Here is a 21,168-nt window from a genome sequence, read left to right as displayed (position 1 = left end):
TGAAATTTTCCTGATAATTGAAAAAAACAAGTGCAATCGACATTGATATGCAATATATTAGTTTTATGGATAACTCAAAAAAGGCTCTTAAAATCAAGCGGACTTCCTTGAGTCAGGAAGTGTATCAGCACTTGCAGCAACAAATCATCACCTTGGAGCTGGCGCCTGGTGAAAAATTGAACGATTTGGAACTGGCGGAACAATTCGGTGTCAGCCGGACGCCGGTCCGGGAAGCACTGAAAAAACTGGAAGAGGAGGGACTCGTCGTCTTTAAACCCGGTTCACGGACGAACGTGACGGCACTGGATGTGGTGCAGGCACGCGAGACGTTTCCGATCGTCGCGACGCTCCATGGACTCGCGAGTCAACTGGCGTTTCCGCACATTACGCCGGAGACGTTAGAGACGTTACGCAAGCTGAATAGCGAATTTCGGACGGCGATCGGTCAGGAGGATGCCCTCGAGGCGATGCAATGTGATGATGCGTTTCATCATGTCTTCTTACAGGCAAGTCAGAATCAGCAACTGACTGAAACGTTGAGTCGCTTGACGCCGCTCGTCCGCCGGCTGGAGTTCGCCCAGTTCAGCCGGATCGGCAGTTCGTCGGCAGATGACCACGATGCGATCATTCAAGCGTGCGAACAGCGGGATGTCGATTTACTCGTCCGCTTGACGAGGCAGAACTGGAATGGGCTCGGTCGCCATATCATTGCAGCACTGAAGGAGGAGTGAAAATGCGTCCGCTCGTACTCGGTACCTTGGCGGCATTGTTTTTTGCCGTCACCTTCATCCTGAACCAATCGATGCAAGGAAGTGGGGGGCACTGGATTTACAGTGCGGCACTCCGGTTTTATTTTATGCTGCCGTTGTTGTTTATAATCGTCGCTTTTCGCCGGCGGGTCGGACACGTCTACCGGGCGCTCCGCGAAGACCTGAAATTTTGGCTCATCTACGGGACGATCGGCTTCGGCATTTTTTACAGCGGGATTTGTTTTGCTGCCGATCATGCGCCCGGTTGGTTGATCGCCGGGACGTGGCAACTGACAATCCTTGCTGGTCCGTTGCTTGCGCCGTTGTTTCACCAGAAGATTCCCTGGACGGCGTTACGGTTTTCCCTTGTCATCGTCGCCGGCGTCATCGTCATGCAACTTGCCGTCGCGGAAAACGTCAGCCTGTCATCGATGCTGTACGGTGTCGTCCCGGTCCTGATTGCAGCGGTCGCCTATCCGCTCGGGAACCGGAAGATGCTCATGCGGTACGGGGACCAACTCGACGTGTTCGACCGGATTCTCGGGATGACGCTCGCGAGTCTTCCGTTTTGGTTCATCTTGACGGCATTTGCATACCGTTCGAGTGGCTTCCCTTCGATGGCACAAGTATCACAGTCGGCACTCGTCGCAATCTTTTCCGGCGTCGTCGCGACGTCCTTGTTCTTTTACGCGACATCGCTCGTCCATCGTGATCCCGTCCGGCTCGCGACAATCGAGGCGACACAATCGTTCGAAATTTTGTTCACCGTCCTCGGAGAAGCCGTCTTTTTACACGCGGCATTTCCGTCAGGTCTCGGACTGCTCGGTATCATCCTCGTCATGCTTGGGATGACACTCCACAGTTTTCGGCAAGCCAGTCCGACCGTCATCTCGGATTGACTTTATTTCAACTACCTTAATTTAAAAATAACTTAGCAAACGAGGGAACAAGGATGGTACTTACAGGAACACTTGTCAACACAGGACTGATCATCGTCGGGACGTTACTCGGCCTCCTGTTTCACAGAATTCCCGAGCGGACGAAAGAAACGGTCGTCCAGGCAATCGGTCTCGCCGTCGTCGTGCTCGGTGTCCAGATGGGATTGAAAAGTGAGAACTTTTTAATCGTCATCGGCAGTCTCGTCATCGGTGGGGCGCTTGGCGAATGGTTGCGGATCGATGAAAAGCTCAACCGGCTCGGCGAATGGCTCGAACTGAGAATCGGCCGGGGACGCCCGTCAAACATCGCTGAAGGATTCGTCACGGCGACGCTGATCTTCGTCATCGGCGCGATGGGCGTGCTCGGGGCGCTTGACGGCGGATTGCGTCAGGATCACGACGTATTATATACGAAAGGACTGATTGACGGCTTTACGGCGCTCGTCCTCAGTTCGACGCTCGGCATCGGCGTCATCTTCTCCGCCATTCCCGTACTTCTGTATCAAGGGGCGATTGCGCTCGGTGCCGTCGCGATTACACAGTTCATTCCCGATGCGATCCTGCAACAGTTCATCGTCGAGATGACGGCGACCGGCGGAGTGATGATTTTAGCGATCGGGTTGAATCTTGCCGGCATCACAAAAATCCGGGTCGCAAATCTCCTGCCCGGTATCGTGATGGTGGCCGTGATCGTGACGGGGCTTCAACTGTTCGGGTTCAATTAAAAAACTGCGTCCTTCATTCCGTTGACAACGATTGTCTCCGGGATGAAGGACGCAGTTTTTTTAGTATGTGAGGTGCAACGCGTCCGCAGGTAAGACGGTCGTCGAATAATCGAGTAACTGATGCTGCTTATAGGTGAATGTGTGTTGACGCGGTGGACCGCTTAAGATGTTCGGTAAATAATGTTTTAAGTTACTGATGATCCCGATATTGTCCGGATCAAGAATCCAGTTTAGCGATTTCCAGTCGAGAATCCCTTCGCGCGTCACGAGCGGTGTCGGAAGTGTTTGACCATCCGGTAAATCGGCGAGGTAGAGGTAGATGCCGACTGCCTGTTCAGCGCGTAGGACGGCGGTACCGGCGAACTGGACTTGTGACAGCATGATTCCCGTCTCTTCGAACGTCTCCCGGATGACAGCGGCAGACGGAGTTTCACCAGGCTCGATTTTACCGCCGACACCGTTCCACATTCCCATCGCCGGCTGCTTTTGCCGGTTGAGCAAGAGGAACTGTTCGCCTTGGCGGACCAGACAAAGCGTATACGGGTAGGGTACGTCCTGCACGATCAGAACAGCTCCTTTTTCCAACTCGCATACTGTTCGTCTGACGGGACGGGTTGGATCGTTTTCTTTCCATCCGTCCAAGTCGTCAAGGCTTGTTCCGTCAAAATCCGGTGGCCGGTTTCCGTCCGGACGGCAAGTAAACTCCGTTTATTGAACGGGGAGGCGGCATGCTGCTGGATGATTTGTTCGATTGCTGCGAGCTGCTCCGGCAAAAGCGTCTGTTGGGTATAAAAATGGTAGCCGATGATGAACGTGTCGTCGAGTCCTATCCGTTGCATTTCAAGCTGGTACCCGGCACCGTTCGGGGCAATCCGGAAGCTGCCGCTTGGTGAAAGGACGGTCTCACCTGTCAATGGAACAGGGCGTAAGGCGAGATTGATTCCGAACCCACTGTCGACGAGGTACGTCGCGCCTGCATGCTGGAGGAGAATCGCGACATGGGTCGGACCAGTCGCCGACCAGACTTCGTGTTCATTGTCATAGACGGTCGCTTTGACGAGCGCGACATCAAATCCTTTGATCCGCAAAATTTCATAGAGCAGATGATTTAAATCGTAACAGACACCGCCTGCTTGATTGGTGACAAACGTCTGCTCAAGGCGTGCTTCGTTAAAAGGTAACGTCCGTTTTGAGAGGACGGCCTGATTATCAAACGGCAGGTGGTAGGCGAATGCTTCTAATAGAGATGGTAAATCGTCAAACGTAATCGGCCGGTCAAGTGGAAACTGTATCCGGGATGCGATTGTTTTCATAAAAGATGACAATTGAATTCCTCCTTTTTCAATCTCCTTAGTATGGCACAAAATGTCTGAAATTTAATTAAACAGTCTGGATAGTACCGAATCAATTGATTTTTTAAAATGAAATGAATCGATGAAAAAGGGGTTTTCGGGAAATTAAAGCGAATAACGTTCAACTAGTTCCTCATTTAACGAATCACTAGCATCGCACATATCGATAAAGTATGGTGCCTGCCATTTTTGAGTTGCGATGGCTTGTTTACTTGTTGGTGTATCCCAAATCGGATAAACACGCATCGCCATCTTTCCTTTTGTTGCATCAGATGAAAGAACATTTTGTTGAAGAAGTACTTCTTTCGGAAAGATGAATTGTCCGAATGCTGTCTCATTTTTAAAAGTCGTGATGACTAATAAATCAGGGGCTTCGTCATATCGATAGGGCTGATTCTTATTGTCGTCTTTTTCCCAAAGGACCACAAACTGCCCTAGTTTTGTAGGCGTTACATGTCCTATCCGAAAACGAACGGTTTTGGAAAATATTTTAAAAGTCCCAGCACCATAGTTCGCATTTTGTGGTTCTTCTTGAACCCTCTCTAATGGTAAACGATTGGGTTCATAAATGATTTTATTTACATAATTCAGTACTTCGAAAAAATCATGCACGTTTCAGTTCACCTCTCAACGGATTTAAATCGTCTATAGTTAGTATAAAGCTGTATATCACGAATTCTATTTGAAATGACATTACGCGTATAAAGGAGATCATCAATGAGACAGTCTAAAACGAATATTGAAAAAGAGATTCCGATTTTCGGACTGAAGCAGGAAGGGATGCATTATCAACACAAGGCGAGCGTCTATGCTGTTGTCGTTGATAAGGAGCAACAAAAATACCTAAGCGTTCGGACCAATTCACAACATTTCTTCCTTCCCGGGGGTGGGATGGAAGTCGGTGAAACACCTGAGCAAGCACTTCACAGAGAACTGTTAGAAGAGACGGGTTATACGATTCGTATCAAAGCACCGATTGGACGGGCCAAACAGTATTTGATAGCACAAAACGGGCAAACCATCCTCAACGATGCGTTATTTTACAAAGTGACGTTACTCGAGTTGACACAAGCGGCAGTCGAAATGGATCATCATCCGGCGTGGCTTAGTCTTCAAGATACGGATAAGTTATTTCATGCGCATCAGAGATGGGCGGTCAGGGAAGCCGTCGATTAATAAAATCATCGAATTAAAAGCAAATGCTGGTTCCGTAAACAAAGGACACCCATCTGGCCAAAAGATTTGGGGCGATGGATGCTCTAATTCGGAGCACTTCATTGTCTATATGCTGTCTTCTCGGAACGGTGAAGTGAAGGGGGCCTCAAAAAGCGACATAAAAGGGTTGTTCCGCTTCGTTTAATATTTTAAGAATCCGTTCACTGAAATTTGACCAGGTCACCATGTCTAAAACTTCTTCTAAACTGAAAAAGCCGACTTCCAGACTTTCGTTGCTCGTTTGCGGTGTCCCACCGACTGCTTTTGCCAGCCAACAGGTCGCGCAAACATGTTGGCTTATGTTTTGATAGATGCTGCAAAAGCGAGTCACCTCAATATCGATTCCAGATTCTTCTTTCACTTCACGGATGATTCCGTCCTCGATGGTTTCTCCTAGTTCAATGACCCCACCCGGAAATTCCCAACCTCGCTCTGGTCCTTTGATAAGCAGGATTTTTCCGTGTTCATCAAGGACGACGGCACCTGCTGAGAGTGAATGTTTTGGCATCATCTAATCTCCACCTTTATTTAAATATAAGACTTGTAACAGTCACTATATCTTGTTTTATGCTCTGCCAGTCAACGAATACTGGCTGTACAACCAGCTGATGGCATCCTTTAAATCACTTGCAATGTAGTCAATATGGATGTTATTTAATTCGTCACGATGGTCGCGTAACGACATTTCCCCCGCACCTGTTCGTACTAAAATTTTAAGGGATCCTGCTGTTGAAGCCGCGAGCATGTCGGTCCAACGATCCCCGATGACGACACAATTTTCTAGAGTTAAATTATGAGTTTTTTGCGCCTTCGATAACATGCCGATACTAGGCTTCCGGCACGTGCAACCTTCTTGAGGATTGTGTGGACATATGTATACCTCATCAAAACCAAATCCAGTCAATTCCTGTTGAAAGTCTTCGATTGTTGCTAACCCTTTAGAAATACCGGGCTGATTTGTGAATGAAAATAATGGAATCCGGTCTTTTTTTAATCGATTGATTGCCAAAGCCGTATACGGAAACAGTTCAAATTCTCCCGGATAGTGAATTGTAGAGCTACCTCCAATTGTGCCATCACGATCTAAAAATACGGCCTCTATGTCCCTCATCTTGTCATCTCCTGTAAAAAAATTATAAAGAATTGATTTAAAAAGGAAGTTCATCTGGATCGATTTCAAGTGGTAATACAATTTTGAATTTTGTTTTAGCGAGGTTGAGTTCGTTGGAATAATCCTCGCTATTAATAAGGTCGGTATAAATATTTATATTAAAGCGGTAGCTTCTTGGTAATTCATCAATTGTTAAGTCACGAGGTTCAAGAATATTACGGTCAGATAAAAGCTCTATTAGGCTGAAATAGTTATCTGACAAATCAGTTTTTAGCATATTTTTAGATTCCCAATTGCTTATAGATCTTAGGCGACTTTTTGTACTTATTCCGTATTCAAAATCATATACTTCCTGTTCTTTAGCGTATAACAGAAATAATAATTCTTTTGGGGTAAGTCGTCTTTTTTGTATCATCTCTCTAAAATCATTAGATTTTACTCCTTCATTTTTAACATGGATATTTGAAGTATTATTCTTAAAACGATACCATCCACCCGAAGTTATTCTATTGTTAAGAGAATGGATTCCAACTGCTAAAGCATTTTCTAATTCTGATAAATTACTAAATAGTTCTGTCTGGTGTTTTTCTCTAATTTCATTTCTAAAGTCGCTATATTCTTTTTGAGATTTAGTTTCCATGATTTTTGAATAATTATCTTTTTCTAACCGCATCTTTCTTGTTTCATCATTATCATTAAGTAATACACAAAAAAGCTCTTTACCAGTCTCGACTGCATACGAGTATTCCCAATGTGTAAAACTAAGACCGCTCTCTTTTTCAATACTTCCATATCGATAGCCTAAGATTAAAATATAAGCATCCGATTCATCTATCCATTTTCTAATTACTTCTTTTGAAGGTTCATTACCTGGTTGAAATAATTCCATTCCTGCTGGTATGTGTCCATATTTCAATATGACTTTTATTGCTCGTTCGCGTTCTTCGATTAAATCTTGATATGTTGAAGAAATAAAAATTTGTAATTTACGTTCCATTTAATAACTCACTCCTATAGGCTAAAGTTTAATTTGATTGCTTGTGACATCTCTTTATCTTTTGATCCATTTTGCTCCTCGTCCACGTCCTGAGGGTTTGATGAGTCCTTCATCCCGAAGTTCACGCAGAATTCGATTAATCGTTGCTTCGCTGACATCCGGGCAGGCGTTCCGGACATCCGCTTTAGTGAACGGTGTAATACGGCTTTCGACAAATTGACGAATTCGTCCTGCCTTGTTTTGATTGCCGGTCGTAATCAGTCCGACCCGGTCCTCCAGTTCCTTATAAGCGGCAAGGATTGTACTCAACAGGTAGTTGATCCATGGGAAAGGATCCTGCTGATTCTGATGCCAGTGAATAGAAGACAGTCGAAGCGACTCATAGTAGTCTTCCTTACGCGACTCGACAATCTTTTCCAGACTGATGTACCGTCCAACCTCGAAACCTTCCTGGTAAAGCATTAATAGTGTTAATAAGCGTGACATCCGACCATTTCCATCATTGAATGGATGAATCGACAAGAAATCTAGTACAAAGAGGCTCGTCAAGATAAGTGAATCGACGTCTTCTTGTTGCCGCCTGTCACGCAGACTATCGCATAATGCTTGAACTGAGGCAGGTGTCTCGAATGCCGGCACCGGAACGAAACGTGTCCGTCGTGTCCCGTCAGGAAACGTCTCGCTGATTTCGTTATCGACGTTTTTCCAACGACCACCTTCGACGGGAACGAATTTATAAAGTTCCTTATGAAGTTGTAACAACACGTTTGCATTGATTGGAATATCTTGTGCCGAAGCATGTATCAAATTCAAGACATCGCGATAACCGGCGATCTCTGCCTCGGAACGGTCGGCAGGGTCTGCTGATTTTGACATGATGGTGTGGAGGCGGCTTTCTGTAACGACAATTCCTTCAATCGCGTTCGATGCTTTTGTCGACTGAATGACAGCGACGTCTCGTAACATATTGAGGATTTGAGGAGCTTGTTGTTTATACAAATCTTGTTTCCCTTTATATTCATTGATTCTACTGATTAAGCGAACCGTTTCCATCGGCAGTGCAATGGTATTTAAATAACTATACGTATAATTTCTCACAAGTAGCGCCTCTTTCATTAATAGACTCATTGATAGCTAAACATGTTCATTTACTAGAGAAATGAGTATGTTTAATTAAACTATAACGTATTTAAGCGTGTTCAAGAAGAATTAACATACTCATTTTAAGACGAAATGAGTATGTTTATTCAAAAATGAACTAATTGATATGGATTTAAAACGATTAAATATAGTCAAAAACAATCGAAATGAGTATGTTTAACCATAAATGAGTTAGTTTTTGATTTGCAGTCCAACACAAAGCGACGAATATCAAAATCATGTAGCAAAACAAGTTGATCGTTTTTACTGTAGCCCGGTCATCGAAGTCGAAAAAGATGAATCGTTTGTTTGGTTGAAAACAAATGAGCAAGCAGGTATTTTAACGTTTAACGTCTAAATTATAGCTTTAGACGTACATAGGGGAGTGAAGAAAGATGTTCATGCACCAGATTACAGAACGATTGAGTTTGAAGTTGATTGAACGCCAGGATGCGGACGCGTTATATGCGCTTGTCGACGCCAACCGGGACCACTTACGGGAATGGCTCGGCTGGGTCGACGGGGCGACGGGAGCTGAAGTCTACCGTGAGGAAGTGATTCCGATCTGGCTGAAGCAATATGCGGACGGGGACGGTTTCGCTTGTGGGATTTATTATGACGGAGCACTGGTCGGAACGGTCGCCCTGCACGAAATCAATCAAACGTTACGGCAGACATCGATTGGTTATTACGTAACGGGGGATGGACGCGGAAAAGACTTGATGACGGAAGTCGTTCACTTCGTCACAGCATACTGCTTCACGACACTCGGCTTGAACCGAGTCGTCATTGAATGTGCGGCCGGCAATACACGGAGTCAACGAATTCCCGAGCGGCTCGGGTTCGTCAAAGAAGGAACATTACGGTCGGCAGAACGGCTTTACGGAGAATTCCATGATATCATCGTCTACGCGATGCTTGCACAGGACTGGCAATCGAAAATGACACAGGTCGAACAAACGGAAGTAGGGCACAGCCGATGATAAATATCCGCTTTGAACCGATGACGGAAACGATGTATCAGACGTATTTACCGACGGCAATTGAAGAGTACGCCGCGGAAAAGGTGAAAGCCGGAACGTGGGTGGAAGCGGAAGCCATCGACCGGTCGACGGAAGAGTTTCGTCAACTCTTACCGGACGGACGCGCGTCAAAAGACAATTATCTTTTCTCGCTAGTCGATGAGGCGACGACTGAGGCGGTCGGCATGATGTGGTTTCATGTCGTGGAAAAAAAACAGGGACGGACGGCATTCATCTATGATTTTTCGGTTGATGCACATCACCAAGGAAAAGGCTACGGGCGACAGGCGATGGTGGCGCTTGAACAGGTCGCACGGCGGATGAACATCAAAATCATCGGACTTCATGTCTTTGCCCACAATACGCGGGCGATCAAGCTGTATGAATCGTCAGGGTACGCGCCGACGGATCTCCATATGGAAAAACGGTTGGATTAAATGAAAGCACGAAAGCAACTGTACCAGCTGCTTTCGTGCTTTTTGTTAGTTGAATTCGTTCAGCGCCACGTCTGTAACGTGTTCGCGAACTGGATGTCGGTCTCAAGTTCTCCTTCGATGCGTTTCAGAGCAAAGTCGTTCCCGGCCAACCAGTCGCGGAAATCGAACTCGACCGGCTCTTGGTCACCACCGAGCGCAAACCAGACCTTCAAGTCCTCCGGAAAGTACGCCGACGTATGAATCGTTCCGGCCCAGTGGGAGTAAAGCTCGGAAAAGACCCCTTTATCGGTATCGTTGAGCAGACGGAAGGCAGACTCCGCATCTTGAATCAAGTGCTGGTGCGACTTCATTTCCATCATCCGTCGTTTCGAGTCATCGAGATGGAACCGGTTTTCGTGTTGCAGTAAATCAAAATGATTCGTACAGAGATTCGTCTCCCGGACCTCGATGTCGCGTGCCGTCGCTTCGATGACGAACGAGCGCGCCGACTTATCGTGAACGACGTAGGTGAAAGAACCGCGGTGCGGCAATTCCTTGACGAGCGAAATCGCGTCTTCGACCGATGTACACGTTTCGAGGATGATCCGGCCAATCATGAAACTGACGAATCCGTCTCCGGGACGTCGCCGGTTGATGAAGTTGTAGCCCATCGCAAGACCGTGTTCGTTCATCCCGTCCATCCGACCGGTCACGCGTGACGCGGGACCGATGATGGCAGAACCGCCGTCCGTCGGTTGGAAAACGGAAAACCGTCCGTCGTAGGTCATCGGATGATAATCATAATTGCGGACTAAAAAATTATCGCCCGTCATGATCGAACAGCCGCTTTTCGGACCTTCGACGCGGTAATGACCAAAGTGAAGCAATGTGTCCGCAAGCGACAGTTCAAGTTCATCTTGGAGTCCGAGGATTTCATCCCACATGTGCGGGACATACCGTAAGAACATTTCTTTTGTTTCGCCCGGGTCGACCTGAAAGCGTGGAACCCGAATCTTCCAGTTGTCTTCCCGGTTATGGAGTAATTCATTTTGTTTGACGTACCGTCCTTGTTCGCGACCGAACTCGTAGTGGGTGCCGCGAAACTGGGTGATTTCATTAGCGACCTGTTGCATGACGACTCATCCTTTCTGCTTCTCGTACTGTCGATTATACCGAACGACTCCACAAAAGTCGTAGCCGACGCATTGGCGGTAACACATCATGGATTGGAAAAATTCCGTAAAAAGAGTCAAACATCGCTTCATTTTACCGATATAGAAAAGGGAGGGGGAAGATGGATGAAAAATTTGACGGTACGAAGAAAGATTCAAATGTTGATTGCGACGGCAATCGTCGCGATGGTCCTGATTACGAGTGCAAGTATCTACTTTTTAAATCACATGGCCAATGCATCTGAAGCGATGTACGAAGAAAACTTAATCCCGGTTCAAGAAGTCGGACAGATTCGGATTGATACCCGGGCGCTCGATTCGTTCCTCGCCGAGATGATGTTGACGAAAGATCCGGCACGTCTCGAAGAACTGGAGGGACAAATCGATCAACGTCAAGCACAAATCCGGACATCGATTACTAAATTTGAGCGGACGGCGAACATTGGTGCCCGTGAAAGAAAACAACTCGTGGAATTGAATGATCTTGTCATCGCCTACGACAATGGACTCAGTACGATTCAAAGTTTAGCGATTGAAGGGAGTAAAGAAGAGGCTTACGAAACATACGCGACAGGTCTCGAACAAGTTCGTGATCAAGTCGCTGATACGGCAGCAAGCTTGATGAAATCGATGACGAATCAAGCGAAGTCGATCAACGAACAAAATCAGGCAGAGGAACAGACAGCCTTTTACTTAATGGCGGCAATTTTCATCGGATCGTTGCTTTTGTTTGCGATTTTAGCGATTTACATCATTCGCTTAATCACGCGACCGATCCGTTCACTCCAAGGCTGGATGGAACAGTCGGGTGATGGTGATTTGACGGTACGTGGTGATTACAATTCAAAAGATGAACTTGGACAATTGACGGCATCGTTCAATACGATGACGGAACAGTTGCATCATGTCATCGTCGAGATGACGGGCACGTCGAACCACGTCGCGAAAGCATCGGACGAACTGAGTGCGAACGCGGAAGCGACGACGAAAGCGACGGAACTCGTCGCCGTGACAATGGAAGAAATCGCGAGCGGATCGACACGACAACTGGGTCAAGTCTCGGGCGCGTCACGAACGGTCGAGGAATTGACGTCCGGCATCCGCCAAGTCGCGCGGAATGCGCAACAGATGTCTGACGTGACCGGCGACGCGATGGGGAAAGTCGAGCAAGGCAGTCAAGTCGTCGACAAACTCGGCCGACAAATGGAACAAATCAATACGGACGTCACGGAACTTGGACACGTCATCGTCGGACTCGGTGGTCGCTCAAAAGAAATCGGGCAGATTACGGCGTCGATCACGGGCATCGCCGCGCAAACGAACTTACTTGCCTTAAATGCAGCGATTGAAGCGGCACGTGCCGGGGAGCAAGGGCGCGGATTCGCCGTCGTCGCAGCAGAAGTCAAGGCGCTCGCCGAACAATCGGCGGTTGCGGCGAAGCAAATCGAAGGATTGATTCAAGTCATTCAGCGGGAGACGGAACATTCCGTCGTCTCGATGGAGAAGGTATCAGGCGAGATGACGAGCGGGATTCACGTTGTCGCAGCAGCGAGTGATTCGTTCAAGGAAATCGAGCGCTCGATCGTCGACGTGACCGATCAAGTCGAAGAAGTATCCGGTGCCGTTCAGGAAATGGCAGCGGGCAGCGAACAAATCGCGGCTGTCATGCGGGAAATCCAGGGCGTCACGGAAAGTGCTGCTGCCGGAACGGAGAATATTTCAGCGTCGACGGAAGAGCAGATGGCATCGATGCAGGAAATTTCATCGGCCTCCCAGTCGCTTGCGACGATGGCAGAGGATTTAAAAGGACTAGCGGATCGGTTTCAGGTTTGAATCGATTTCAGATCGTGAAAGATAAGAACATAGAAAAACGACGGATGCGACGCTGTTACAGCGAAAGGCATCCGTCGTTTTTATTGGTTACGAAATTTTAGTTTTATCCGTTTGCTTCGGGAACTGGTTTGGCTTCGTCAGAATGAATCGGACAACCATGTAAGCGACGAACATACCAAGCAGTCCACCGAGTGTATTGAGCAATAAATCATCAACGTTGAAGGTACGGCGGAACAGCAGACCGGCATAACTGAAGACAAATTGCAGCGTTTCAATCACAAAGCTCGTCAGAAAAAGGAACAGCAACCCTGTTGTGAACCGTATTTTGAAAAGGAAGACAAGATAGACGCCGAGCGGCAGGAACAAAAGGAAGTTATAAGCAGTCAACTTTACTGAATTCCAAAAGAACCAATTGCCTTGCTGTCCTGCAAGCATCCAATCGTTAATAAAGTGGAAAGGGCGCAACTGAATATCGATTGATCCTGCTTGCGGAGGGAAATAAACGAAACCGATTGTCAAGTGGACGACGACAATCGCGTACACGAGAAAGCTGTACATGATACTTCGTTTGCCTAAGTGATTAAATGCCTGTCTTCTGAAATCAAATCCGGCATACATCAATAATCCGAGTAGTCCGAGCAGGGTGAAAACGGGAAATGAGATGGATGGCATATGATGCTCCTTTACATAGATAAATTGTCGCCCTTAAGGTTGGACGCGTTTCGCTTTTTTTTGTTTCCATAACATGAATGCGATGATTCCTGTCGTGATAAGATAAAACACACCATAGAATTGCTGCATCCAATAAGGCAAATCAAACAGATGGATGACGCGAAATCCAGCTACAAGCATGAGGCATAAGATGAATGCTAGTTTTATATTCAAACACATCTACCTCCTAGACTATTGAATTTGTGAAATGGGAATAAAAGACCAAAAATAGGATAACACAACAAAAACCCGTTCGTCTTTCATTATTAGGAATTAACATTGTTTTTGTGGAAAAATCAGGGATTTTGAATGGGAGTGCCGTAATATGCTTTTAAGGACAGTAAATGAAAAATCGGAGGAATGAATATGACTTTTCCCGTTTTACAAACGGAGCGATTACAGCTCGTCGAAGTAACACCCGACCATGCGGAAGCATTATTTGAAATCTTATCGGACGAGGCAGTGACGCGCTTTTACGGGATGGACCCGTTGACGTCCGCCGAACAGGGAACCATGATCGTCAAGTCGTTTGACAACACTTATAAAACAAGACGCGGCATCCGCTGGGGGATGGTCGACAAGGAAACCAGAGCGTTCATCGGGACGATCGGCTTTAATCACTTGAGTGAATACAGCAAGAAAACAGAAATCGGTTTCGAATTAAGTCCCACTTATTGGGGGAAAGGCTATACATCGGAAGCGGTCCGGGTAATTTTGCGGTATGCGTTTGAAGAACTTGATTTATTCCGTGTCGGAGCCGTCACCTTCCCGGATAATGTCGCGTCAATCCATCTCCTCGAAAAACAAGGGTTCGTTCAAGAAGGCAAACTGCGGGGTTATCTCTATCAAGGTGGACGTTCGCATGATGGGTGTTTGTTTTCGATAATTCAACCGGACTGGGTGGTGCAATCATGAAAACACCACAACGGTATTTCAACATACTTGGACTTTTCCTGATGGGCGGTATTTTTTTAACACTGGTGACGATGCCGGTCGCGATTGATAAAACCGGGCACCTGCACATCGACCGGACATTGTTTTTACATGATGAAAAATTGTTGTCCTTCACCGTATTCTTTTTGATTGCATTCACGCTTTATTTTTTGGTCGTCAATCTACCGGCGTTCACATCCTTTACACAGAACAAAAAATAATCTTTTAAAAATCATTGAATAACGAGTTAGTTATATAATAGACTGTTTATGTTAGAACACGTGGCATAGGAAAAGAGGAGGAGGCGAGGGGCCATTGAACACAGACGTCGAAACAGTCAGTGCCTATTTGAAATTGCTGAGTGACGGAATCCGGCTTGATATGTTGAATCGCCTGCAAGAGCGTGAACACTGTGTCTGTGATTTCGTCGATGTGTATGGCATATCCCAGCCGGCAATCAGCCGGCATTTGAAATTATTACGGCAAGCGCACATCATCTTAGAACGACGCGATCGTCAGTGGATTCATTTTCGGCTTAATCCGGACCATTCACACTATGCATTGCTCGTGACGATTTTAGCAACACTTGAACGACCGTCCTTGACGGAAGGAAATATGTGCTGACCGGAAAGGTCACTTTTCGGTTGGTCGACAGCGTCCTTATATAACAAGGTTGTTATGTGAAGTTGCTGAAATTAAAATTTTTTATAGAAATGAAGTGACGATTTTGACTGGAACACACGTACTTGCGATTGGAATCTTTTTAATCACGTTATTTTTAATCATCAAACAACCAAAAGGTCTCGGGATCGGTTATTCGGCGATCGGGATGGCCATCATCGCCTTGCTGACCGGCGTCGTCAATCTTGACGATGTCGCGACCGTTTGGGGCATCATCTGGAACGCGACCTTTACCTTTATCGCGCTGATCATCATCTCGCTGATTTTAGACGAAATCGGATTCTTTGAATGGGCCGCCTTACATATGGCACGAATCGCCAAAGGCGGCGGATTGAAATTGTTCATTTACATGACGCTGCTTGGTGCAGGGGTCGCTGCCTTGTTCGCAAATGACGGCGCCGCGTTGATTTTGACACCAATCGTCCTCGCGATGGTCCGGCACTTAAAGTTACCGGATTATGTCGTCCTCGCGTATGTCTTCGCGTCCGGCTTCATCGCCGATACGGCAAGTCTGCCGTTCGTCGTTTCGAACCTCGTCAACATCGTCTCGGCCGACTTCTTTGACATCGGCTTTACGGACTATGCGGCGCGGATGGTGTTCGTCAACGTCTTTGCAGTTTCCGGGAGTTTACTCGTACTTTATCTTTACTTCCGTAAGAGTATTCCGAAGACTTATGACGTGACACAACTCGTCGCACCACGCGCGGCAATCAAAGATCAGCGAATGTTCAAATTATCATGGGTGGTCCTCGTGCTGCTTGTCGTCGGTTACTTCACGAGTGATCTTATCGGGATTCCCGTCAGTCTCGTTGCCGGCGTCATCGCCTTGTTTTTCTTACTGATGGCCCGCCGTTCACCAAGTGTCCCGACGAAACAAGTCATTGCCGGTGCACCATGGGCAATCGTCTTCTTCTCACTCGGGATGTACATCGTCGTTTACGGTCTGCAAAATGCCGGTCTGACTCAATTTTTAGCGGACATCATCGATGGGTTTGCGACAAATCTCGCCGCTGCGACGTTCGGGATGGGCTTCCTCGCTGCCATTTTGTCATCGATCATGAACAACATGCCGACCGTGATGATTGATGCACTCGCGATCGATCTCAGTCAGGCAACAGGATCGATCCGGGAGGCCTTGATTTATGCCAATGTCATCGGCTCCGACTTAGGTCCGAAAATCACGCCGATCGGGAGTCTTGCGACGTTACTTTGGTTACACGTCTTACGGACAAAAGGTGTTAAAATTGGGTGGGGACAATACGTTAAGATTGGAACGATTTTAACGGTTCCGACGCTTGCGATCACCTTACTCGGTCTTTACATCAGCTTGTTACTTTACTAAGGGGGATTATTCATGAAACTACTCATCATCGGTTCAGTTGCTGCCGGAACATCGGTCGGCGCAAAAGCCCGTCGGAACGACGAATCATTACAAATTACGATTTATGACCGCGATCAAGACATCTCGTACTCGGGTTGCGGCATCCCGTACTTCGTCGGTGGCGAGATCGAAGACATCGATACCTTGACACCACGGGACGCGGCATTCTTTAAAAAACGTTACAATATCGACGTCAAGACCCGACATGAAGTCGAATCAATTAATCATCAGACGAAGACGGCGACCATCTTAAATGGCGTAACGGGTGAACGCTTCGAGGATACGTACGATACGCTGGTCCTCGCGACAGGTGCGTCAAGCATCATTCCTCCATTTCCCGGTGTTGATGCACCAAACGTCTTTTCCGTCCGGAACGTCCAGAACGCGGGAGCGATCCGTACGTACATCGAGCAACACGATCCGAAGACGGTCACGATTGTCGGTGGCGGATTCATCGGACTTGAGATGGCGGAACAGTTGACGTACCGCGGCATTGCCGTCACGCTCGTCGAACGACTACCGCAAGTCATGCCGCCGCTTGATTTTGATATGGCGTCACGTGTCGGCGATCATCTTGAAAGTAAAGGGGTCCGGCTGTTGTTAAATGAATCGGTCACGGCATTGACGGGCGAAGGCAAAGTAGAGCAAGTCGAACTCGCGAGCGGAAAATCAATTGCGACGGATTTCGTCATCCTCTCGGTCGGCGTCAAACCGAACACGGAACTGGCGACACAAATCGGCGTCACACTCGGTCAGACGGGGGCGATTGCCGTCAATCCGCAAATGCAGACGAACGTGAAAGACGTCTATGCCGTCGGTGACGTCGCAGAGAGCTTTTCCGTCATTACGGGCGAAGCGATTTATCGGCCGCTCGGTTCTACAGCGAACAAGATGGGTCGGATTGCCGGGATGGTCATCACCGGGGAAGAGGCGGCACATCGCGGCATTCTCGGGACGGGGATTTTCAAGGCATTCGATTTGACGGTCGCCCAAACCGGCTTGACGGAAAAAGAAGCCCTTGCCGCCGGATTCGATATTGAGATTTTACACAACATTAAACCGGACCGTCCCGAGTATATGGGCGGAAAGGATATGGTCATCAAAGCGATTGCTGACCGAAAAACAGGACGGGTCCTCGGCGCACAGATCGTTGGACCGCAAGGCGTCGACAAACGGATTGATGTCCTCGCGACGGCAATCACGTTCAAGGCGAAGGCGGAAGACTTGTTCCATCTCGATCTTGCCTATGCCCCGCCGTTCTCGACAACAAAAGATCCTGTCCTCTACACAGGGATGGCGCTTGATAACGCGATTAAGAAGACGGCCCGTTTAATGACGCCGGAAACGTTAATCGAGCAGACGGCGGCGGAAGAGACGATTCAAATCATCGATACGCGGTCGAAAAAACAGTTCGAGAAGAATCATGTCGACGGCGCGGTTCATATCCCACTCGGCGAACTGCGGACGCGGGCTGCGGAACTCGATCCATCCATCCCGACGGTCGTCTATTGTAATAAAGGCGTCACCGGCAATGCAGCGCAAAACGTGCTCAAGAATCTCGGGTTTACGGATGTCTGTAACTTGTCCGGTGGAAATACGAACTATCAGCACCTGAAGCATTGTTTTTCTAAGAAATAAGCGGAGAACCGGATAAATAAGAATCACGCTCCGCTAGTCGGGGCGTGGCTTTCAATGTATAGGAAAAGTCATGTTCGGTAATACGCGTCGTTGTTTTTCGTTGCTTTCCTCGGGTGAGGCGCAAGCCGTTGCTCCTTGATCCTCACGGACAAGGAGCAGGGTCTTGCCTGCCTCTTAGCAGCGCGTTGATCACGCGCTTTTTCCCGCAGGAGTCACCGAAACACGACGCGATTTATGTGATGATTGAGGAGAGCAGGCATACAGATAGTTTAGAGCACTATCCGATGTAGCGTTTTTATTCTCCATAAAATTTGTTTAACGTACAAGAACCACGCTCCGCCAGTCGGAACGTGGTTCTTTGTCTTGTCTGTTGAATTAATCGTGTAGCGTCACTGTGAAAGGTTGACCTTTTTTAATGACCTGCTGCTGCGCATCAAGGACGTCACTCGTCAAAAACTCCAGTTTTTCAACGGGACGTTCCGTGATAAAACCAAGGTTGCCGCTGCGCTGTTCCGATGGCTCATATGTCCCGGCCAATGCTTCGAGGTACAGGTCATCATCAATTGTTTTTTCTGTCGATTGATTGATTTTTACATGAGCAACCGGATTGAACGTGACCGGTTGCTTGCTCGTATTCGTAACCGTGACGCGGATCTTCACCATATCGAATGCTTCTTCATGGGTGAAGCCGTGAAAGAAATCAATCATCGCGTAACTCGGACGGGTCTGAATAACTTTTACTTCCTCGATTGTCATGTCAATCGGTCCAATCGAGTGAGTTTGTTTGACGGACTGGATCTGTTGTAACGTCAATTCACCTTTATCGTCACGAACCGTCTGATTCCGTTTCGTCAACATCCGTTCGTCCGGCAATTGCGGGTTCGGCACATAGACGTCCGTCTTTTCAAGTGCGACGGAGGTGTGTGTGACGGGTGGTGCCGGCACGGCTTGTTGATCAGCTGAAGAATCACTACATCCGGCGAGGATGGTTCCAAGCGTGATCGAGAGCAGGAGTCGCTTCATGATGGACCTCCTTATTTATTCTTTTTCAAGAGATCAAAAATGATTTTGGCGTGATCCGTATTGTCGACTTGTCCGGCAAACCGGTCTTTAGCCGGTCCATAGGCATAGACGGGAACGTCTTCTCCCGTATGTCCGCCCGTCGTCCAACCCGTGTGCGACCGTTGATTGAAGATTTCTTCAATCGCGTTATCGACGTCTGTCACGTTCTTAGAGGCAGCAGCTCGTTCGACCGAAGTGAATTCCTCTTCCGTCAAAGCCAATTTTTGTTGATCGATGTACGTCGTCAAGGTCTTGCGGACATCGGCGCCGGAAACGATTTTTTCAGCCATGAAGTCGGGTGTTTTCTTTGCTGCTTTAATCGGCTCGGCGAACCAGTTATAAATCCCGTCTGCCCCGATTGAATAGCCACCCGTCGAATGATCGGCCGTCGCGACGACGAGCGTATGCTTGTCCTTTTTCGCGAAGGCGATTGCCGCTTTAAACGCCCGTTCGAAATCTTCCATTTCACTCATCGCGCTGACGATGTCATTATCATGTCCGGCCCAGTCGATTTGACTCCCTTCGACCATCAGGAAGAAGCCTTTTTTGTTCGTATCGAGTCGTTTAATCGCCGCATTCGTCATTTGCTCCAATGAGGGAACGCTATTTTCACGGTCGATCCGTTTTGCTAAACCGCCATCGGCAAACAGACCGAGGACTTGTTTGTTGCGGTCGGCATTTAATTCGTCAAGATCCGTCACGTATCCGTAACCGTCTTTTTTGAATGCTTTCGTCAAATCGACATCCGGACGGATGAAGTTGGATTTGCCGCCGCCGAGTAAAACATCAATCTTATGTTTCCCGTTAATCCGTTCCTTAAAGTAATCATCTGCGATCGCGTTCATGTTTTTCCGATTTTCGTCATGAGCGCCGAACGAAGCCGGTGTCGCATGGGTGATTTCTGACGTCGCGACGAGTCCCGTCGACTTACCGCGTTCTTTCGCCGCTTCAAGGACGGTCTTGACTTCAGACTTATCATTGTCGACGGCAATCGCTGCGTTGTACGTCTTGACGCCGGAAGACATTGCGGTTGCGGCAGAGGCAGAGTCGGTGATGTTTTGTGCCGGATCTTCCGGATAGGTCATTTGCTGACCGACGAGATACTGGTCGAAGGCAGTTTTTTCGGCGACGGTCGTCGTCGGATCATTTTTTAAGTAGCGGTGCGCCGACGTATAGGAAACACCCATCCCGTCACCGATTAAAAAGATGACGTTGCGGATTTCCGGCGTCTTCTTGTATTTGCTTTTGGCATCGGCATCCGGTGTCGATACCATCGTGCTGAGCGATAAGGTCGATAGGGCGAGAATCGGGATCAGTCGTTTCAGTTTCATGATAATTCCTCCTTGGTCATTTAAAGAACAGTATGTATTGCCTACATTCATCATCCTACTGAAGGAATATGAACGGAATATGAGAAAAATGTAAACAATTATGAAGAAGTAATGACAAGGAGCTATGAAAAAGGAGTTGGCATGTCTTACGAAACAAAAATATGAAAAAACTAGTCAGCGAAGTCGCCGGCTAGTTAGTGTGAAGCGTGTTAAACGAGGAGTAAGCCCATCAAAATCGTATCATAATACAAGCCGTCCGCAAGCAGTCGGTCGTGCTTGAGTCGTCCTTCGACTTGAAACCCGGTTGTCTGATATAAACGAACGGCCCCTTGATTCGTCTCGACGACGGTCAATTGAATCTTTTGCAGTTCGACCGTCCGTGCCCAGTCAAGTGTCGTCTGTAAGAGAGCCCGCCCGATGCCTTGCCCCCAACAGTCACGGACGACCCCGACGCCGAAGTCGGCTTTATGTGCGAACCGACGCAAGGAGAAACCGACACAGCGGGCATAACCGACGAGTTGACGATCCACTTCAGCGACGAGCAGGGAGTGGGGAATACCGGTCTCATGCTGAATCAATTGCAGAAATCCCTTTTCATCCAGCACGTCTTCGCCCGGGAATCGGTCAAAGTGGTCCGTTTCCGCATCGAGTCTTACGCGCAGTAAAGCAAGCTGTCGTGCATCCGTGCGTTCGGCCGGACGAATCGTGTACGTTACAGATTGAATGTTCGCGTCAATTGGATCCATCATATTCGCCTCTAA

The 21,168-nt window shown here is 47.8% G+C and carries 26 protein-coding genes; 13 read left to right on the top strand and 13 right to left on the bottom strand.

The features are described 5' to 3' along the window. Positions 1 to 47 precede the first annotated feature (47 nt). Genes KNP96_RS05605 through KNP96_RS05595 form a run of 3 tightly spaced genes read left to right on the top strand, consistent with a single transcriptional unit; the run spans position 48 to position 2,412 of the window. On the top strand, positions 48 to 731 hold the full coding sequence (locus KNP96_RS05605) for a GntR family transcriptional regulator (protein ID WP_353048319.1): 684 nt from the start codon (positions 48 to 50) through the stop codon (positions 729 to 731). Between the two features lie 2 nt (positions 732 to 733). Next, entirely contained in the window at positions 734 to 1,648 is a 915-nt protein-coding gene (locus KNP96_RS05600) for a DMT family transporter (protein WP_214769378.1), read from the top strand. 53 nt (positions 1,649 to 1,701) lie between these two features. Beyond that, positions 1,702 to 2,412 (top strand): DUF554 domain-containing protein, encoded by a 711-nt coding sequence (locus KNP96_RS05595; protein ID WP_088836990.1) that lies wholly within the window; start codon positions 1,702 to 1,704, stop codon positions 2,410 to 2,412. Between the two features lie 60 nt (positions 2,413 to 2,472). Here the strand turns inward: KNP96_RS05595 and KNP96_RS05590 are convergent, their stop codons facing one another. The 3 genes from KNP96_RS05590 to KNP96_RS05580 all read right to left on the bottom strand — a co-directional run bounded on the left by KNP96_RS05590 (position 2,473) and on the right by KNP96_RS05580 (position 4,376). Beyond that, positions 2,473 to 2,973 (bottom strand): NUDIX hydrolase, encoded by a 501-nt coding sequence (locus KNP96_RS05590; protein WP_214769376.1) that lies wholly within the window; start codon positions 2,971 to 2,973, stop codon positions 2,473 to 2,475. A gap of 2 nt (positions 2,974 to 2,975) precedes the next feature. Further along, entirely contained in the window at positions 2,976 to 3,737 is a 762-nt protein-coding gene (locus KNP96_RS05585) for an arylamine N-acetyltransferase family protein (RefSeq protein ID WP_251135733.1), read from the bottom strand. Positions 3,738 to 3,869: 132 nt separating this feature from the next. Next, on the bottom strand, positions 3,870 to 4,376 hold the full coding sequence (locus KNP96_RS05580; RefSeq protein WP_214769374.1) for a MepB family protein: 507 nt from the start codon (positions 4,374 to 4,376) through the stop codon (positions 3,870 to 3,872). Between the two features lie 105 nt (positions 4,377 to 4,481). On the opposite strand from KNP96_RS05580, the gene KNP96_RS05575 reads away from it, so the two are divergent. After that, complete coding sequence (locus KNP96_RS05575; RefSeq protein ID WP_214769372.1) at positions 4,482 to 4,940, top strand: NUDIX domain-containing protein; 459 nt, start codon at positions 4,482 to 4,484, stop codon at positions 4,938 to 4,940. A 145-nt stretch (positions 4,941 to 5,085) separates the two neighbouring features. Here KNP96_RS05575 and KNP96_RS05570 read toward each other — a convergent pair whose 3' ends face one another. From KNP96_RS05570 to KNP96_RS05555, 4 genes are read right to left on the bottom strand one after another with little or no spacing between them, the layout of a single operon-like run. Further along, complete coding sequence (locus KNP96_RS05570; protein WP_214769370.1) at positions 5,086 to 5,490, bottom strand: NUDIX hydrolase; 405 nt, start codon at positions 5,488 to 5,490, stop codon at positions 5,086 to 5,088. Between the two features lie 54 nt (positions 5,491 to 5,544). Beyond that, positions 5,545 to 6,090: an HAD-IIIA family hydrolase gene (locus tag KNP96_RS05565; protein WP_214769366.1), complete on the bottom strand. Its 546-nt coding sequence runs from the start codon at positions 6,088 to 6,090 to the stop codon at positions 5,545 to 5,547. Between the two features lie 37 nt (positions 6,091 to 6,127). Then, positions 6,128 to 7,087: a DUF4062 domain-containing protein gene (locus KNP96_RS05560; protein ID WP_214769364.1), complete on the bottom strand. Its 960-nt coding sequence runs from the start codon at positions 7,085 to 7,087 to the stop codon at positions 6,128 to 6,130. 54 nt (positions 7,088 to 7,141) lie between these two features. Further along, the gene (locus KNP96_RS05555; RefSeq protein WP_353048311.1) at positions 7,142 to 8,185 is read right to left on the bottom strand and encodes a Fic family protein; all 1,044 of its coding nucleotides are present in this window, start codon (positions 8,183 to 8,185) and stop codon (positions 7,142 to 7,144) included. 241 nt (positions 8,186 to 8,426) lie between these two features. Between KNP96_RS05555 and KNP96_RS05550 the strand changes: the two genes are divergently transcribed. Genes KNP96_RS05550 through KNP96_RS05540 form a run of 3 tightly spaced genes read left to right on the top strand, consistent with a single transcriptional unit; the run spans position 8,427 to position 9,686 of the window. Further along, positions 8,427 to 8,585 (top strand): hypothetical protein, encoded by a 159-nt coding sequence (locus tag KNP96_RS05550; protein WP_214769362.1) that lies wholly within the window; start codon positions 8,427 to 8,429, stop codon positions 8,583 to 8,585. Positions 8,586 to 8,622: 37 nt separating this feature from the next. Beyond that, positions 8,623 to 9,210: a GNAT family N-acetyltransferase gene (locus KNP96_RS05545; protein ID WP_214769361.1), complete on the top strand. Its 588-nt coding sequence runs from the start codon at positions 8,623 to 8,625 to the stop codon at positions 9,208 to 9,210. After that, the gene (locus KNP96_RS05540; protein ID WP_214765889.1) at positions 9,207 to 9,686 is read left to right on the top strand and encodes a GNAT family N-acetyltransferase; all 480 of its coding nucleotides are present in this window, start codon (positions 9,207 to 9,209) and stop codon (positions 9,684 to 9,686) included. The genes KNP96_RS05545 and KNP96_RS05540 overlap by 4 nt, the downstream gene beginning before the upstream one ends. Before the next feature lie 59 nt (positions 9,687 to 9,745). On the opposite strand, the gene KNP96_RS05535 is transcribed toward KNP96_RS05540, so the two are convergent. Continuing rightward, positions 9,746 to 10,798, bottom strand: coding sequence for a C45 family autoproteolytic acyltransferase/hydrolase (locus KNP96_RS05535; protein WP_214765891.1), 1,053 nt, complete (start codon positions 10,796 to 10,798; stop codon positions 9,746 to 9,748). A 165-nt stretch (positions 10,799 to 10,963) separates the two neighbouring features. Between KNP96_RS05535 and KNP96_RS05530 the strand changes: the two genes are divergently transcribed. Beyond that, positions 10,964 to 12,670 carry a methyl-accepting chemotaxis protein gene (locus KNP96_RS05530; protein ID WP_214769359.1) on the top strand — a complete coding sequence of 569 codons (1,707 nt, stop codon included), beginning with the start codon at positions 10,964 to 10,966 and terminating at the stop codon, positions 12,668 to 12,670. 87 nt (positions 12,671 to 12,757) lie between these two features. Here KNP96_RS05530 and KNP96_RS05525 read toward each other — a convergent pair whose 3' ends face one another. Both KNP96_RS05525 and KNP96_RS05520 read right to left on the bottom strand, forming a co-directional pair. Beyond that, entirely contained in the window at positions 12,758 to 13,342 is a 585-nt protein-coding gene (locus tag KNP96_RS05525) for a VanZ family protein (protein ID WP_214769356.1), read from the bottom strand. Between the two features lie 33 nt (positions 13,343 to 13,375). Further along, a complete protein-coding gene (locus KNP96_RS05520) occupies positions 13,376 to 13,555 on the bottom strand; it encodes a hypothetical protein (protein ID WP_214769353.1) in 180 nt (59 codons plus the stop codon). Between the two features lie 192 nt (positions 13,556 to 13,747). On the opposite strand from KNP96_RS05520, the gene KNP96_RS05515 reads away from it, so the two are divergent. From KNP96_RS05515 to KNP96_RS05495, 5 genes are all read left to right on the top strand, one after another. Continuing rightward, complete coding sequence (locus KNP96_RS05515) at positions 13,748 to 14,296, top strand: GNAT family N-acetyltransferase (protein ID WP_214769351.1); 549 nt, start codon at positions 13,748 to 13,750, stop codon at positions 14,294 to 14,296. After that, positions 14,293 to 14,535, top strand: a complete 243-nt coding sequence (locus KNP96_RS05510) for a hypothetical protein (RefSeq protein ID WP_214769349.1) — start codon at positions 14,293 to 14,295, stop codon at positions 14,533 to 14,535. Before KNP96_RS05515 ends, KNP96_RS05510 begins: the two co-directional genes overlap by 4 nt. A 94-nt stretch (positions 14,536 to 14,629) precedes the next feature. Next, on the top strand, positions 14,630 to 14,938 hold the full coding sequence (locus KNP96_RS05505) for an ArsR/SmtB family transcription factor (protein WP_214765897.1): 309 nt from the start codon (positions 14,630 to 14,632) through the stop codon (positions 14,936 to 14,938). Positions 14,939 to 15,032: 94 nt separating this feature from the next. Continuing rightward, the gene (locus KNP96_RS05500; protein ID WP_088838476.1) at positions 15,033 to 16,337 is read left to right on the top strand and encodes an arsenic transporter; all 1,305 of its coding nucleotides are present in this window, start codon (positions 15,033 to 15,035) and stop codon (positions 16,335 to 16,337) included. 12 nt (positions 16,338 to 16,349) lie between these two features. Continuing rightward, positions 16,350 to 18,014 (top strand): FAD-dependent oxidoreductase, encoded by a 1,665-nt coding sequence (locus tag KNP96_RS05495; protein ID WP_214769347.1) that lies wholly within the window; start codon positions 16,350 to 16,352, stop codon positions 18,012 to 18,014. Positions 18,015 to 18,389: 375 nt separating this feature from the next. Here KNP96_RS05495 and KNP96_RS05490 read toward each other — a convergent pair whose 3' ends face one another. The 3 genes from KNP96_RS05490 to KNP96_RS05480 all read right to left on the bottom strand — a co-directional run bounded on the left by KNP96_RS05490 (position 18,390) and on the right by KNP96_RS05480 (position 21,153). After that, positions 18,390 to 19,037: a DUF4352 domain-containing protein gene (locus tag KNP96_RS05490; RefSeq protein ID WP_214769345.1), complete on the bottom strand. Its 648-nt coding sequence runs from the start codon at positions 19,035 to 19,037 to the stop codon at positions 18,390 to 18,392. A gap of 11 nt (positions 19,038 to 19,048) precedes the next feature. Beyond that, entirely contained in the window at positions 19,049 to 20,407 is a 1,359-nt protein-coding gene (locus tag KNP96_RS05485; RefSeq protein WP_214769343.1) for an alkaline phosphatase, read from the bottom strand. A gap of 209 nt (positions 20,408 to 20,616) precedes the next feature. Beyond that, entirely contained in the window at positions 20,617 to 21,153 is a 537-nt protein-coding gene (locus KNP96_RS05480) for a GNAT family N-acetyltransferase (RefSeq protein ID WP_251135732.1), read from the bottom strand. Between the last annotated feature and the right edge of the window lie 15 nt (positions 21,154 to 21,168).

This window comes from Exiguobacterium sp. s133 (assembly GCF_018618595.1).
GTDB classification, from domain to species: domain Bacteria; phylum Bacillota; class Bacilli; order Exiguobacteriales; family Exiguobacteriaceae; genus Exiguobacterium_A; species Exiguobacterium_A oxidotolerans.
This window is presented reverse-complemented; position numbering and strand designations above follow the sequence as displayed.